The sequence below is a fragment of the Sphingobium lactosutens genome (assembly GCF_013393185.1).
GTDB classification, from domain to species: domain Bacteria; phylum Pseudomonadota; class Alphaproteobacteria; order Sphingomonadales; family Sphingomonadaceae; genus Sphingobium; species Sphingobium lactosutens_A.
Genome location: NZ_QJQX01000060.1, coordinates 20,768 through 35,468 on the forward strand (window position 1 = coordinate 20,768; position 14,701 = coordinate 35,468).

Here is a 14,701-nt window from a genome sequence, read left to right on the forward strand (position 1 = left end):
CTCTTAGCGGCATAAATCGCAATTTCAATGGCGTAAAATCATCGAAGTTATAAGGTGGAAGCAGCTCGTCCGGATTCGATCAATATCATTAAATGGTTGACCAGTCATTTAGTGCGAGGCACAGCGAAGCGGGCGAGGGACGCGGCGAGCAGTAGTATTTAATCTCTCGCGCATGATCGCCACGGCATTGCAGCTAGTGGCGGAGATAGTGTGGGGAGAGAATGATGGACGAGTCGGTCCCAGAACGCGGAGCCTGGCGAATGGTGATCGCGCTCTCACTAGCCTACACTCTCTCGCTCACCGATCGCATGATCTTGTCTCTCATGGTCGGTCCGATACGACATGATCTGCAGATCAGTGACACGCAGTTTGGGCTGCTGCACGGTTTCGCTTTTGCGCTCTTCTATTCGGCGGCAGGTTATCCCATTGGCGCGCTGGTTGATCGCAAGTCGCGAACGCTGATGATCGGTGCGGGCGTAGGCCTGTGGAGTCTCATGACCGCGCTCTCCGGTCTGGCACGGAGCTATGGCGAGTTGTTTCTCGCTCGCATGCTCGTCGGCGTCGGGGAGGCGGTGCTGACGCCGGCCGCCGTATCGATGCTGGCTGACTTGTTTCCTCCGCAAAAGCTTGCGCGGGCAACCGGCATATTCAACGCAGGAGCCATGCTAGGTTCCGGACTGGCCTTTCTCTTTGGTGGGCTGATCATAAATCTTGTCGTTGGCGGCGACATGTTACACGTTCCCTTGTTGGGCGAGGTTCGCCCGTGGCAAGCCGTGTTCTTCATCGTCGGCCTTCCCGGCCTCCTGCTGTCATTCATATTTCTTATCATGTCCGACGCGCCGCGACAGGTCTGCGACACGCCCGCGGCAGCGTCCGCGGCCGTATGGAGTTTGCGGACGCAGGTCTACGCTCTGTATGGAATTTTCCTCGGGGCCGGTTGCTTCAACCTTGTCATATTCGCCAATCTCGGCTGGTTTCCAGAGATGCTTATCCGAGTTCGCGGATTTGATCAGTGGAGCAGTGGCGCCACGATGGCGGTAGCCACTGGTATTTTCGGGCTTATGGGCTTCGTTACCGGAGGGCTATTGAGCGACCGCCTCTTTGCTCAAGGGCGGCGCAGTGCGCCGCTCGCGCTTGGCCTGGCGTCGGGGATTGCGAGTGGGCCGTTCGCGCTCATGGCGCTCCTTTCGACCAGCCCGCTGCTCATTGCGGTCGGGCTGTCCGGCTACTTCTTTTTTGGCTTGATGTATACCGCGCCGGTCCTGGCAGCGATTCAGTTCGTTACGCCCTCGCACATGCGTGGGCGGGTTGCTTCGCTGTACATGCTCTTCCTCACGATCACCGGCACCGGGATGGGGCCGGTGCTAGTTGGCCTGATCGGCGACCATCTATTGCCGGCGCGTCAGTCGGTCAATCAAGCGCTTTTGGTGATAACGGTTACAGTCATACCTGCGGGCGCCTTTTTCTTCTGGCTCGGAAGAAGGGGTTTCGTAAACGGCATCAGAATTTGAAGTCACGACATGCGGAGGAGTGAAAGGATATGGAAGCTGTCGACATGTTGGTTGCAATTGCTGCAGTGCGAAAGATCAAGTCGCAATATTGTTATGCCATGGATGTGAAGGACTGGGCACTTCTGCGTCGCTGCTTCACGGATCGCGCGGTGTTCGATTTGCGTCGAGAGCGAGCGAGATCGCGCGGGCAGTCCCTCGATCAACTGCTACCGCTCGAGGAGGCGATCGCACAGGGTGATCCCGAGGTCGTCGTCGGCGCCGAAGCGGTCACCAAGATGATCCAGAGCGCGATCAAAAACTGGGTGACGGTGCATCACCTCGCCGAACCGTTGATCGAGATCGAAAATGAGCAGGAAGCCAGCGCGATTTGGCCGCTCTTCGATCTGCTGGACAGCGGCGATAGTCTCTTGCGTGCCTGGGGGCATTATCATGAGCGGTACAGAAAGGTCGGAGCGACTTGGCTGATCGACTATCAGGCGCTAACCCGACTCCGGTCCGAGGGGCAACATCCCTGGGCTAACAAGCCTGTTTAGAGGAGCTTGTGACGAGTGATCAGGGGTTCGCTCACGGGCAATGCCGGTTCGGGCCAACCAAGCGTGATCAAGAGTGAACGAGGGCCTGTTCCGCCTTGCTCAGGAAGAGGGAGTCACGCGGCGGCGCCTTGCCTACAAAGCGCCTCGACCAGCGAGCGATCGACAAGCCAGTCCATTCGCGAAAGGACCGACGAAAGCTTTCCGGATCGCGAAAGCCCAAGGCTGCGGCGATTTCCTTAATCGTGACCTCGTTCGTCTTCAACAGCGCGATGGCGGCATCCATTCTATAACGAGCAACGACGCTTGTGAAGGTCCACCCCGATTTGGCCAGCAGCCGGTTGAGAGTGCGTTTGCTCAACTGGAGCGAGGCCGCGGCGGCGTCCAGTGATGGAACCTGCCCAACCGATTGGAGGAGAAGCTCACGAAGCTGAGCAATAAGCGGATCGGTCAAAAGCTCGGAGCCGATATCGCCGCAGGTATGACGGCAGAAGTCGATGAGCGTTTCCTTGGAGAAGTGAATCGGTAGAGACCGGTATCGCATCGGCAGGACGAGGCAGGTTCGGTCGCTCGAAATCACAGGGAGATCGAGGAGATCACTTGTCGCCTGGAAACTCTGATCGAAGGGCGCCGCGATCTCGAGCCGCACGGGATCGAACTGCGCGCCGGTCAGTTGTTCAAAGCAGGGGTAGCATGCTGCTGTGATCTCTTGAGCGCAAAAAGCCAGAACCTTGGCAGATAGGGGTTTTGGAGAACGCATTTCCACCCGCCAGCCGTCGTCATCGACGACCGAGCGGATATGCATGAGAAAGCCCGACTGGGCGATATGGCCCTGCCACTTATCGAGATATGCACCGTAGGTACGGCAGAGTTGCAGGGCATATCCGAATAGGCTGACTTGGCTAATAGAAAATTGCAGCCCGACTGTGGTGGCAAAGTCCGGCGCCGCGTCACAGGCGACAATCTCAAGAAATCGCGTTGCCTGGTTGATAGAGACTGGCTCGTCCAGGTTGTCCATTATCGTAGGCTTCAGGTCAGCTGCTGCCAACAGGGCCTGGGAATCCATTCCCCGTCGTGCAGCCTCCGAGGTGTAACCGATGAGGCGACGGGCCACGACCGAATTGTTGAAATGGGACGCTTCTTTTTCCACTAGCATAAGAAAACCGTGCGATGCCGAGAGATTCGGATGAATCGGCACCAGAGCAGTGTGAGAGCTGAACACCAGATTTTCAAGTGGCAAACGCCGTCCTCGATGCTTCGAAATTACACTGGTGCCCCCAGTCATAGGATAAGAATTGGACTGTTGGATCCCAGCGCCTTCAGTGCAAAACCTTTTTATCAAGAACGTGAAAGCGTCATGATCGGCGCGAGAGGATGAAGATGGTCTTCGCCAAGATTGAAACGGCTATCGCTGCGATCGCAGCGGGTGAATTGGTGATCGTTGTGGACGATGCGGATCGGGAGAATGAAGGCGACCTCATTCTCGCTGCGGAGGCTGCCACTCCTGAAAAGCTGGCCTTCATGGTTAATCACACAAGCGGCGTCATCTGTGTCGGTATGACCGGTGACAGGCTCGATAAGCTACAGCTGCCGCTCATGGTGGTTGATAATGATGACAAGATGCGGACTGCGTTCACGGTAACCGTGGACTACAAGATCGGCACGACCACTGGGATCTCCGCGAGCGATCGCGCTGCCACAATTCGCGCTCTGGTCGATCCGGGAGCCCGCGCCGAGGATTTCTCGCGCCCGGGTCACCTTTTCCCACTTCGTGCAGTTCCTGGCGGCACGCTCATCCGGCGGGGCCATACCGAAGCGGCTGTAGACCTGACGTCGCTAGCCGGACTTACGCCTGGCGGCGTTCTGTGCGAGCTGGTGAACCGCGACGGAACGATGTCGCGAGGAACGCAGCTCGAACATTTCGCCCAGCAGCACGGTCTTCTCACGATCACGATTGCTGATCTGGTGGAATATCGGATGCGCTCACCTGTGGTCCTTCCTGGCGATCCTGTGTTCTCCAAGGCTGCCTGAACCTTTCCTTCTCACAAAATAACTGAGGATATCCCTATGAAATTCGGAATTTTTGCGGAGCTCGAGCATCCGCGTCCATGGGTCGAAGGCGGGGAGCAGAAGCTTTTCGAGGAAACGCTTCAACAGATCGAACTCGCTGATCGTCTTGGCATCGACCATGTTTGGGCCGTTGAGCACCATTTCATGGAGGAATATTCCCACTCGACTGCGCCTGAAGTCTTTTTAGCTGCGGCCGCTGCTCGAACGAAGCGTATCCGGATCGGCCATGGTGTGCGCCAGCTTCCGATCGGCTTTAGTCATCCAGCGCGCATCGCCGAGGCCGCTAATACGCTCGACATCATCTCGGGTGGGCGTCTCGAGTTCGGCACGGGGGAGTCGGGCTCGCGCATTGAACTGGAAGGCTATGGCGTCGACCCGGACACCAAACGCGAGTCCTGGACCGAATCGATGGAACAGATCGCCAATATGATGGCGATGGACCCATATCCCGGCTATGAGGGGAAATTTTTCTCGATGCCGGCGCGCAATGTTCTGCCCAAGCCCGTGCAAAAGCCACACCCGCCATTGTGGGTGGCCTGTTCCAACAAGAAGACCATTCATCTGGCCGCGCGTCTCGGTCTGGGCGCAATGTCTTTCACCTTCCTCGATCCCGCCGATGCGAAGCAGTGGATCGATGAATATTATGAGATACTTAAGACCGAGTGCGTGCCGATCGGCCACACGGTAAACCCCAACGTCCTACTCGTGACTGGCTTTGGCGTGCATCAGCAGCAGAATGTCGCCATGGATCGCTTTCTGGACGGCATTCGTTTCTTCCAGTTCGCGCTCAACCATTATTATCGGCTTGGTGATCACAAGCCCGGCCGAAGCGACATCTGGGCGGACTATCAGAGCAAACGCGACGAGCTTCTGAAAGCCGATCTCGATCCCTTGCTCATGCGCAATGTGGCGAACAGCCGCGGTGCCATAGGTTCGGTCGATCAGGTGCGCGAGCATATCCGCAAGTTTCAGGCGACGGGTGTTGATCAGCTGGTGCTCCTGCAACAAGGCGGCAAGAACAAGCATGAGCATATTTGCGAGTCCATGGAATTGTTCGCCAAGGAGATTATGCCCGAGTTTCATGAGGGCGAGGAAGAGCGGCAGCGCAAGAAAATGGAAGAGCTAGCGCCCTATATCGAAAAGGCGTTCGAGCGCAAAAAGGATCGCCGGCCGCTTCGTCTCCCTGACGAAGACATTCCGATCTTCCCTGCAGTGGATTACGTTCGCGGCTTCGATCGCAGCAAGGCCTACCTGGGTACGGTCCATGATGAGAAGGCGGCCGAACGCCTATGATCAAATCCGGAAAAGGCGGCACCTTTTCCGGTGCGGAGGAGCGCATGGTGTTCGGATACACCGTGCGCTACCTGCGTACGCCGTTAGGCGCAATGGACGCCCCGCCCGACATGGCTGAACGGCGTCAAACCATGGATGCGCGGGGCGATGAGCCGATCGGAGACGTGACGATCGAGCGCTGTCCGGACGGTCCGGGCCGTTCCGAATGGCTGTGGCCGAAAAGGCGCTCGCAATCCGGGGCCATTCTGTTTCTGCATGGCAGCGGTATGAGCAAGGGTTCTCCTGCAAGCCATCGCCCACTGATCGCGCGCATAGTGGCAGCGGTGGGCATACCAGCCTTCGTAGTTGACTATCGGTTAGCACCGGAACATCCTTTCCCGTCCGCGCTGGAGGACGCAGTGGAGGCCTATCGCAGTCTGCTCTTGCGTGTTCCTGCCCACGCCGTTGCGGTGATGGGAGATTCCGCCGGGGGGGGGCTTGTGCTCGCCATGCTGCTGGCGGCTGCTGCGCAGGGACTCGCCATGCCGGCAGCAGCTGTGACTTTGTCCGCTTGGACTGACCTTGCGGTGACAGGCTCGGCACCTGATGTTGATGACCCGGTCGTAACGCAACAGAAATTGCGTGATGCGGCTGCCACCTACCTTGACGGCGCCGATCCATTTTCACCGATGGCCTCGCCGCTTTATGGCGACCTGTCTTCGCTTCCTCCGCTTCTGATGCAGGTCGGATCGCGCGAGATCATGCTGGCAGATACCACTCGCTTTGCCGAGCGCGCCGTCGAACAGGGAAGAGATGTCCGCGTCTCAGTCTATCCCGGCATGACCCATGTATTTCAGCTGAACGCTTTGGAATCGCCATTGGCCTCCGAAGCGATCGTCGAGATCGCGCGATTCGTCGAGACTAACATATCCGCGCTGGTTCGATAGAAGACCAAGCCTCGTCAAGGATCCGCCGGTGAAGCTTGGTGTCACATTTCCGCAGATCGAAATTGGTGACAACCCGCAAGTCATCCGGGAATTTGTGCAGTCGGTTGAGGCGCTTGGCTATGACTATCTGATGCTGTACGATCATGTCGTCGGGGCCGACATGGCGGTCCACGCGGACTGGAAACCAAGAAACGGTGGTCCGCCCATCTACACGAAGGACGACATGTTCCATGAGCCACTCACGTTATGTGGCTATATCAGTGCTATCACCCACCGTATCGAGATGTCCACGGGCGTGGTCATTCTCCCTCAACGCCAAACTGTGCTGCTCGCCAAGCAAGCCGCCGAGATCGACATTCTCTCCGGCGGGCGCCTGCGGCTGGGTTTGGGCGTAGGATGGAACGAGCTTGAATATCAAGCGCTAGGCATGAATTTCCATGACCGAGGCAAACGCAGTGAAGAGCAGATCGCGCTGCTAAGGCTATTATGGAGCCAGGAAAGCGTTACTTTCGAGGGGCGCTGGCACAAACTGGTTGGCGTTGGCATCAATCCGCTGCCTCTTCGCAAAGATATTCCTATCTGGCTGGGTGGAGCCGCCGATGCTCTGCTTGATCGTGTGGTGAGACTGGCGGACGGTTGGTATCCTCCCTCCTCACTTGGGCGCGATCAACTCGCAGAGTCGATCGCCAAAATGAGAGAGTCTGCTGCGCTCGCTGGCAGGGATCCTGAAACTATCGGCGTAGAAGGCATCATCAGGCTACGCGGGCGCTCGGTTGCCGACTGCATGGAAGACTATCGCATGTGGCGGGACTTGGGTGCGTCGCGCCTCACCTTCAACACCGAATCCTCGGTGATGTGGAACAGGTTGAAAGGAGGAGAGCCATCGAAGCGTAATATCGGCATGGACGAAGCCCACCGTCTGGACCTCATCGCCGAATTCTATCACCACGTGTCCACGCTCGAAGCTTGATCGCTGCGGCTTCGCTCCTCTCAAGACTTGCCGCCGTTCCCCCCTTGCAGAGACTCTCTCAGTTCTCGTTTCAAGATTTTGCCCGACGGGTTTCTAGGGAGACTTTTGCATGCGAAGAACTTCGAAGGAATTTTGAACGCCGCCAGATGGCTGCGACAGTGCGCGCGCAGAATCTCTTCGTCGACCTCACTTCCGACTGTCGGTACGAAAATGGCAACCGGGCGCTCACCCCACCGTGCATCCGGCATGCCGATCACGGCGACCTCCGCGATCTCCGGACGCATTTGCAGAACTCGCTCGATTTCAGAGGAGGCGATGTTCTCGCCGCCAGAGATAATCATGTCCTTCTTGCGATCTGTCAGAAACAGAAATCCATCCTCGTCCACATAGCCGACATCGCCGGTCCTGAACCAAGAGCCATGAAAGGCCGATTGTGTCTTCTTCTCGTCTTTCCAGTAGCCCTTGGTCACCTTAGGTCCGCGCAGGCAGACCTCGCCCTCCTGATTGGGCGCCATTTCACGGCCGTCGTCGTTCCTTATGGAGAGGGAGACGTGCATCAGCGGGAGTCCGGTAGATCCAATCTTCGATATTTCGAACCCCGCCGGCATCATCGTGTCCCCGCTGCAGCTTTCGGTGAGGCCGTAGGCGTCAATATAGCGGGCCTTTGGGAAGAGTTCGGCGAATTGTCTGATGCGGGTCTCCGGGGTCCGTTCTCCCCCCCCGATGACCCACGCCAGAGAGGAAAGGTCCCTATCCTTGGCGTGCGGATGCGTGAGGAGGGCCGTGGTCATGACAGGGGCGAGCCACGCTGCGTTGAGAGACTCGGCCTCTATCGAATCCAGAACGGCGCCCGGGTCAAAGTCCCGATGGATGCTGACCATGCCGCCGAACCACAACACGGCTATTCCGGGAAGATCGAAGGCGCCAACATGGTAGAGGGGCCCGACCACGAGCAGGCGGGTCTGAGCATTGAGACCCAATGCCTGAACATGCGAAATCGATTTCCAGTAAAAGTTCTCATAGCTGTGCATGACGCCTTTGGGACGATCTGTTGTTCCCGACGTATACATCAGCCTGAAAAGATCGGTTGGCGCACACGGATGAGGCGCATCAGCGATGTCCTGCACCGGTTCGTCGATCAGGCAGGTCGCATTCGCTTGCGCTGTGGCATCAAGAATGATCCTGCCGGGAAAGTCTTCCGCCAGATGTTCAAATTCCTCGTCAACAACCAAAATGCGGGCTTCTGCGTCCGACAGGATGTAGCGGACCTCACTTGCAGACAGCCGGAAATTAATCGGGAGGAAGATCGCACCGATGTGGCTTGCGCCAAAGGCGAACTGAAGGAAGGCCGGGCTGTTCTTCATTAGCAATGCAACGGTCTGACCCGGTCGCAGGCCGTGATTATAGAGAAGACGGGCGATCTGATTGACCGAGCGGGACAATTCTCGATAGGTCATATCCACGCCTTGATAGCGAATGGCTGTGCGTTCTGGGGTGAGCCTAGCATGGGTTGCGATAAAGCTGCTGAGAGTGATCATCGTAAGACCTCAAAGTCACGGACGAGGCAGGCGCGAGTGGAGCCCGATACGTCCAGAACAATCCGCCTGCCCGAACCTGGAGAGCCATATGTATGACCGATTGTTCATATTGCGTCTCTAACCTATTCTGCGGCGCGTTTGATCGCGAAATGACACGTTTCGTCACTTTATGCAAACATGCATCGGTGCTTCGGCGCGATATTCGAGCGTGCGCGCGCCGCGTTCCCGGGGAGAGTGGCGGTCGCAAAATGAATGGTGGTTCAAAATGCTTGACTCTTAGGGGGCTGATCAGGCTATTGGACATATTGGTGCCGGTTAACTGCCGCGCCGCCGCAATCGTACAGGCGACCACACACGATGAATGGACCCGTCAAGAGAGCGTCGAGTGCTGCCCGTGATGTGCGGACTGGTTGCTGGCGTGCCGCAAACACACTTGGCGGCTGTTCTGCCTGGAAGGATGCGTTGTGAAGCTCGCGCTAACACCCAATTCCCCTTTCGCGCGCAAGGTGCGAGTCTTTATCCGCGAACGGGGAGGTGCTACCCTCGTCTCCGAGGAAGTCATGCAGCCCCTCGAAAATCCAGCCTCTCTCAGGGCCATCAATCCGCTGGGCAAGGTGCCCGTCCTGACCTTGCCTGATGCTTCGAGCCTTTTTGAAAGTGCGCTGATCGTTGAATATCTGGACGGGATACTGCCGGGTCCGGCTAGCATCCCGCCGGCCGGAATCCCACGTTGGAGTACGCTGCGTAATCAGGCGATAGCCGATGGCCTGATGCAGGCGGCGGTCTCGATGACTTTTGAACGAGCGCGAAGCGACGCGAGTCCTTCGGCTTATTGGCTCGAGCGATGGCGGATTGCAATCGAACACGCCATTGAGGAACTCGACCGGCAGGCGCGTAAATTCCCGGACTATCCGGATCCAGGCAGCATCGCGACCGCTTGCGCGCTCGCCTATCTGGACTTTCGCCATGCAGCGCTCGCTTGGCGAAATGTTGCGCCTGATCTCGCTTCCTGGTTCGGGGAAGTTGCGACACGGCCCAGCATGATTGATACCGCTCCGGAGCAAGCTTCATGATGAGCGTGATACGTCGATTTTCAAGATGTAGGAGAGTAAAGTGAGCGATACAGACGTTTTTCAAATCAATACTGAGATCAATGAGGATGAGCTTGAAAAGGCCCGAGCTTACCTTAATCTGCCGCTGCGCATTCAGCAGTATAACTACGAAGCATCGCGAGACGCGATTCGCCATTATGCTTATGGCGTAGGCGACGACAATCCATTGTGGTGCGATCCCGATTATGCCGCCACTAGCCCCTATGGCGGTATTGTTGCGCCACCGACCTTCTTCTATACCTTCTTTTCCGCCGGCATTACCCCAGCGTTTGATGGCCTGCAGGCGTTTTTCGGTGGCGGCAGGTTCAAGGTGCATCGCCTTGTCCGACGTGACGAGGAGGTGGTGCCGACCGCCAAGCTGGTCGACATGTACGAAGCGTCGGGGAAGACCGCTTCAAAAATGGTCATTCAGGTGGGCAGCGTCGAATACCGGACTAAGGATGGCGAGCTGCTATGCGAATATGAAAGCCGCGCCATTCGTACACCCCGACGGGCTGACGCCGGTGGTCCCACGCACAAGCCACGCGATCCTTATGCCTACACCGAAGCCGAATATGCCGCAATTGAGGCCGAGGTACTTGCGCAAACCCGTCGGGGCGCCGAAAAGCGTTATTGGGATGATGTGGTGGTCGGTGATATTCTTCCGGCTCGGGTGAAGGGGCCAATGAACATGGCGACCTACATGTCCTATTATGCTGGCAACTTGAACGGCGCGGGCTATGTCGCCTGCGAAATGCAGTGGCGTACGCGATATAACGCACAGCACCATCCCGAACTGGTGCCGAACAATCGTGGTTTGGGATGGCTGATCGAGCAGACCTGGCCAGGCGTTGCGCATACCGACGACAGAACGGCCAGGCAGGTCGGCATGCCGGGTGCCTATGACAATGGCTGGAACAGGCTCGGCTGGCTTAGCCAGACCGTTACCGATTGGTGCGGCGATCACGGACATCTCGATACCATCGACGTGAGGGTTCGCGCGCCAAATCTCATGGGAGATACCACCTGGTGTTCAGGCACCGTGATCGGAAAGCGCCAGGAGGGAGGCAAGAACATCGTTGACGTGGAACTGATCGGCAAGAATCAGTTGGGAACGGTGAACACGACCGGAACCGCTTCTGTCCTGCTGCCGTCCAAAAACGACTGATTGTGCTTGGGGCATTGCTGACGGCGGTGCCCCGGACATGACATTATCAAAATAGGGAAGATCGCAAATGCTACCGCTGGAGGGGATACGCGTTCTCGCACTCGAGCAATATTACGCGGGAAATGTCGGAAGCCTTATGCTCCGGCGGTTCGGCGCGGAAGTCATCAAAGTGGAAGTGCCTGGCAGCGGTGACGCTATGCGGCATATCGGCCCGCGCGAGGATGGTGAGGGGCAGCACAGCCTTTCAGAACTGCGCGTGATGCTGGGCAAGAAGAGTGTCGCCATCGACATGGCCGCGCCGGAAGGCAAGGAGCTCATCAAGGGGCTGGTTGGCAAGTGCGATGTGGTCTGGAGCAACATGAAGCCATCGTCGCTGCGCAAGCTCGGCTTCACCTTCGAGACGTTCAAGGAATGGAATCCGGAGGTCATTTACACCACGCTCTCGGGCTTCGGTCATGACGATCTGGTGTCGGACGGACCGATGGGCGACTGGGTGGCATTCGACATCATCGCGCAGGGCTTGGCGGGGCTGCAGTTCCGGGTCGAGAGTGAGATTGACGAGCCGCGATATAATGGTTTGGCGCTGGGCGATCAGGTGACCGCAATCCATGCAGCGCTCGGCACGGTCACGGCGCTGTACCGGCGCCAGCGCGATGGCGGCGCGCAACGGGTCGACGTGGCGATGCACGATGCGATGATGTTCCTCAACGAACTCTCGCTTGCCATTACCGGGTGGTCTGGAAAGCCGCCGACGCGTGGTCGGTCGGGGACGAGTTCGCCCTATGGTGCGTTTCGTACCGCTGATGGCTTCGTCAATATCGCCGTTGGCGGCACGCCCGTATGGCGACGTTTCAGCAATGCCATCGGTCGGCCGGACCTCACCGACGATCCGCGCTTCAAGGAGGCGCGCAGTCGCGTCGCTAACAATAGCGAGTTGGAAGAGATCGTGCTGGAGTGGACCGGGCAGCGCAATTCCGACGAGGTCGTACGTATCCTGCACGAACATGGCGTGCCGAGCGCGCCCGTCTTCACATTGCCTCAGGTCCTGGAGAGCCCGCAGGTTGAGCCCCGAAACATGCTCTATTCCATCGCTGGGGAAGGGAATGTCAAGCATAAGGTGCTCGGCAATCCGATAAAGATGGCTGGCGTGCCTGATGAACCGCTGGGAGAGGCGCCATTTCTCGCCGAGCATTCGCGAGAGATTTTCGCCGATCTCCTGGGGCTGGACGATGCGCGGATCGAGGCCTTGGCGGCATCGGGCGTCATTGGCGTGCGCGACATATGAAGGCGCGCATCACCGGGGCGTACGACACGGCCGTCGGCGAATTGCCCGGATCAAGCTGCATGGGGTTGCACAGTGAGGCAGCGCTGGGTGCGATCGCAGATGCCGGGCTAAAGAGGGGAGATATTGACGGCGTCATTTGCGCCTATTCCTTCACGGAGCCACATCTCATGCTCGCTTCCGTATTTTGCGAGCATATCGGGATACAGCCGAATGTGAATTTTGCTATCCAGGCCGGTGGCGCGACAGCGTGCATCATGCTCATGCAGGCTGCCGCGCTGGTGGAAAGCGGCATGTGCCGGCATGTGCTGATTGTGACGGGTGACAATCGCTTGACCGGCATGGGACGCGACGGTGCCGTTTCGGCGCTTGCTGAGGTTGGGCACCAGCAGTTTGAACGCCCATATGGGATATCGGTGCCAGCTTCCTATGGGCTCGTCGCGCAGCGGTATATGAACGAGTTCGGTGCCACGCCCGAACATCTTGCCGCGATCGCGGTCCAGCATAGGACCCATGCCTCGCGCAACGACAAGGCGCAAAGGCGTGAACCAATTACGATTGCAGACGTCGTTAGCTCGCGGCTCATCGCCTCGCCGCTCCGCCTGCTCGATTGTTGCCTCATTTCCGACGGCGGTGCCGCCCTTGTGATCAGTGATCCCAGGGCCATGGACGGCGGCATGAGGCCACGGATCGACATATTGGGAACAGGGCAAGGCCATACGCATGAACATATCACCCAAGCACCTTCCCTGACGGATTTTGGCTGCAAGCAGTCGGCGAGTCGCGCCTTTGAGCGCGCTGGTGTCCGGGCGCAAGACATTCAGGTTGCCCAGATATACGACTCCTTCACAATCACGCTTCTCGTCGAGCTGGAGTCGATTGGCTTCTTCGAGAAAGGGGAGGCGGGCCTTGCGGCGATGCGAGGCGATCTGGATCTGGGTGGCCGCCTGCCGTGTAACACGCATGGTGGTCTACTTTCCTACGCGCATTCCGGTGCTGCGGGCGGCATGTTCCATATTGTCGAGGCCGTGCGCCAGTTGCGCGGGGATGCGAACGGACGACAGGTTAGCGATGCTCGGCTCGCCTTCGTGCATGGAGATGGGGGAATCCTGTCGGCGCATTGTTCGGCTGTCCTAGGGAGAGTTTAATCATGGACATTCCTTTCCCGCGCCCCAATGCGGACACTCGCCCTTATTGGGACGCCGCTGCCAGGCACCAGCTCGTCTATCAGTTCTGCGAACAATGCCAAAAATCCCAATTCTTTCCGCGCGCGACCTGCGTTCAGTGCGATAGCCTAGTCCAGTGGAGAGTGTCCAAGGGGCAGGGGACTATAGCCTCGTTCACTGAGGTCTTTCGCGGACCAACCGCGGCGTTCAAATCGATGTCTCCCTACATAATCGCGCTGATCGATCTGGATGAGGGCTTTCGAATGATGGCGAATATCATCGACAGCAATCATGCAGACGTTGTGATCGGCGGGCGCACCGTCATGGTCTTCCAGGATATCGGCGGATGGACGCTACCTCAGGCGAAGCTGCCGTGACTGGCGAAGCCATCCATTTCGCTGACTTTGTAGTTGGCAAGGTCATGGGGCAGGTCGAAACGCCGATCTCGGACGAAAAGGTAAAGGCCTGGACTGAACTATACCCGTGGGATGCTGAGAAGGGAGGCGAGGCGCCATGGTCGATGGCCACCGCTTTGATGATGGAGGCTTATCTCAAGGTTGTTGCTCCCCGCCCGCCGGGCAATCTGCATGTCAATCAGGTGATGCGGATAGAAGATACTGCAATGATAGGTGAAGCGGTGACGATCGAGATAATGTGCCTCGCCAAGCATGTGAAAGGCGTACGCAGGGTAGTAGAGCTGCAGGCGACGGGCCTGGGCGCGGATCGACGCCGGCTGTTCGACGGCCTCATCACTCTTTATTGGGCGGCCTGAACGTGCTGCACTTGGTCCCGACCCTGGCAGAGGTTAGTTTGTCTGTCACGCAAGAGGCGATCACGCGTTATGCCGCCGTCACCGGCGATTATAACCCGATCCATGTCGACCCGGTTTTTGCGGCCGGCACCGAGATGGGCGGCGTCATCGCTCATGGGACGTTGTCGCTCAATCTCATCTGGCAATCGCTAGAGGCCAGCATCGGGCGCGATCGTCTTCCCGGCGCGGAGCTGGACATCCGTTTCCGCAGGCCCGTGCGGGTCGACGATCTTATCTCGGCCGGGGGTATCCTCGAGGAAGAGGGAGGGGCTTATCAGGTCTGGGTCCGCAATCAGGATGATGTGGTCGTTATCGAGGGCAGGGTGGCACTGACGGCGAGATAAT

At 58.1% G+C, this 14,701-nt stretch carries 15 protein-coding genes; 13 read left to right on the forward strand and 2 right to left on the reverse strand.

Features of this window, described 5'->3' with window-relative positions; genetic code table 11:
- Window positions 1-260: 260 nt before the first annotated feature.
- Together DM806_RS17460 and DM806_RS17465 are read left to right on the forward strand one after the other, a co-directional pair.
- Window positions 261-1,511 carry an MFS transporter gene (locus DM806_RS17460; protein ID WP_218647540.1) on the forward strand — a complete coding sequence of 417 codons (1,251 nt, stop codon included), beginning with the start codon at window positions 261-263 and terminating at the stop codon, window positions 1,509-1,511.
- 29 nt (window positions 1,512-1,540) lie between these two features.
- Entirely contained in the window at window positions 1,541-2,044 is a 504-nt protein-coding gene (locus DM806_RS17465; protein ID WP_179044456.1) for a nuclear transport factor 2 family protein, read from the forward strand.
- 67 nt (window positions 2,045-2,111) lie between these two features.
- Here DM806_RS17465 and DM806_RS17470 read toward each other — a convergent pair whose 3' ends face one another.
- The gene (locus tag DM806_RS17470) at window positions 2,112-3,281 is read right to left on the reverse strand and encodes an AraC family transcriptional regulator (RefSeq protein ID WP_179044457.1); all 1,170 of its coding nucleotides are present in this window, start codon (window positions 3,279-3,281) and stop codon (window positions 2,112-2,114) included.
- 134 nt (window positions 3,282-3,415) lie between these two features.
- Between DM806_RS17470 and ribB the strand changes: the two genes are divergently transcribed.
- From ribB to DM806_RS17490, 4 genes are read left to right on the forward strand one after another with little or no spacing between them, the layout of a single operon-like run.
- Window positions 3,416-4,072, forward strand: a complete 657-nt coding sequence (ribB, locus tag DM806_RS17475) for a 3,4-dihydroxy-2-butanone-4-phosphate synthase (RefSeq protein ID WP_218647541.1) — start codon at window positions 3,416-3,418, stop codon at window positions 4,070-4,072.
- Window positions 4,073-4,108: 36 nt separating this feature from the next.
- Complete coding sequence (locus DM806_RS17480; RefSeq protein WP_179044458.1) at window positions 4,109-5,404, forward strand: LLM class flavin-dependent oxidoreductase; 1,296 nt, start codon at window positions 4,109-4,111, stop codon at window positions 5,402-5,404.
- Window positions 5,401-6,330, forward strand: a complete 930-nt coding sequence (locus DM806_RS17485) for an alpha/beta hydrolase (RefSeq protein ID WP_179044459.1) — start codon at window positions 5,401-5,403, stop codon at window positions 6,328-6,330. Before DM806_RS17480 ends, DM806_RS17485 begins: the two co-directional genes overlap by 4 nt.
- Before the next feature lie 28 nt (window positions 6,331-6,358).
- Window positions 6,359-7,300, forward strand: a complete 942-nt coding sequence (locus tag DM806_RS17490) for an LLM class F420-dependent oxidoreductase (protein WP_179044460.1) — start codon at window positions 6,359-6,361, stop codon at window positions 7,298-7,300.
- Between the two features lie 20 nt (window positions 7,301-7,320).
- Here the strand turns inward: DM806_RS17490 and DM806_RS17495 are convergent, their stop codons facing one another.
- Window positions 7,321-8,838, reverse strand: a complete 1,518-nt coding sequence (locus DM806_RS17495) for an AMP-binding protein (protein WP_179044461.1) — start codon at window positions 8,836-8,838, stop codon at window positions 7,321-7,323.
- 464 nt (window positions 8,839-9,302) lie between these two features.
- On the opposite strand from DM806_RS17495, the gene DM806_RS17500 reads away from it, so the two are divergent.
- From DM806_RS17500 to DM806_RS17530, 7 genes are all read left to right on the forward strand, one after another.
- Entirely contained in the window at window positions 9,303-9,911 is a 609-nt protein-coding gene (locus DM806_RS17500; RefSeq protein WP_179044462.1) for a glutathione S-transferase family protein, read from the forward strand.
- A gap of 40 nt (window positions 9,912-9,951) precedes the next feature.
- Window positions 9,952-11,097 (forward strand): FAS1-like dehydratase domain-containing protein, encoded by a 1,146-nt coding sequence (locus DM806_RS17505; protein ID WP_179044463.1) that lies wholly within the window; start codon window positions 9,952-9,954, stop codon window positions 11,095-11,097.
- Between the two features lie 67 nt (window positions 11,098-11,164).
- Window positions 11,165-12,382, forward strand: coding sequence for a CaiB/BaiF CoA transferase family protein (locus DM806_RS17510; protein ID WP_179044464.1), 1,218 nt, complete (start codon window positions 11,165-11,167; stop codon window positions 12,380-12,382).
- On the forward strand, window positions 12,379-13,527 hold the full coding sequence (locus DM806_RS17515) for a thiolase family protein (protein WP_179044465.1): 1,149 nt from the start codon (window positions 12,379-12,381) through the stop codon (window positions 13,525-13,527). Before DM806_RS17510 ends, DM806_RS17515 begins: the two co-directional genes overlap by 4 nt.
- A 2-nt stretch (window positions 13,528-13,529) precedes the next feature.
- Entirely contained in the window at window positions 13,530-13,922 is a 393-nt protein-coding gene (locus tag DM806_RS17520; RefSeq protein WP_179044466.1) for a Zn-ribbon domain-containing OB-fold protein, read from the forward strand.
- Window positions 13,919-14,317 (forward strand): hypothetical protein, encoded by a 399-nt coding sequence (locus DM806_RS17525; protein WP_179044467.1) that lies wholly within the window; start codon window positions 13,919-13,921, stop codon window positions 14,315-14,317. The genes DM806_RS17520 and DM806_RS17525 overlap by 4 nt, the downstream gene beginning before the upstream one ends.
- Entirely contained in the window at window positions 14,305-14,700 is a 396-nt protein-coding gene (locus tag DM806_RS17530; RefSeq protein ID WP_218647542.1) for a MaoC family dehydratase, read from the forward strand. Before DM806_RS17525 ends, DM806_RS17530 begins: the two co-directional genes overlap by 13 nt.
- Window position 14,701: the final 1 nt, after the last annotated feature.

Coding starts and splice junctions, on each gene's coding strand:
- DM806_RS17460 (WP_218647540.1), top strand. CDS start 261: ATGGTGATCGCGCTCTCACTAGCCTACACTCTCTCGCTCACCGATCGC.
- DM806_RS17465 (WP_179044456.1), top strand. CDS start 1,541: ATGGAAGCTGTCGACATGTTGGTTGCAATTGCTGCAGTGCGAAAGATC.
- ribB (WP_218647541.1), top strand. CDS start 3,416: ATGAAGATGGTCTTCGCCAAGATTGAAACGGCTATCGCTGCGATCGCA.
- DM806_RS17480 (WP_179044458.1), top strand. CDS start 4,109: ATGAAATTCGGAATTTTTGCGGAGCTCGAGCATCCGCGTCCATGGGTC.
- DM806_RS17485 (WP_179044459.1), top strand. CDS start 5,401: ATGATCAAATCCGGAAAAGGCGGCACCTTTTCCGGTGCGGAGGAGCGC.
- DM806_RS17495 (WP_179044461.1), bottom strand. CDS start 8,838: ATGATCACTCTCAGCAGCTTTATCGCAACCCATGCTAGGCTCACCCCA.
- DM806_RS17510 (WP_179044464.1), top strand. CDS start 11,165: ATGCTACCGCTGGAGGGGATACGCGTTCTCGCACTCGAGCAATATTAC.
- DM806_RS17515 (WP_179044465.1), top strand. CDS start 12,379: ATGAAGGCGCGCATCACCGGGGCGTACGACACGGCCGTCGGCGAATTG.
- DM806_RS17520 (WP_179044466.1), top strand. CDS start 13,530: ATGGACATTCCTTTCCCGCGCCCCAATGCGGACACTCGCCCTTATTGG.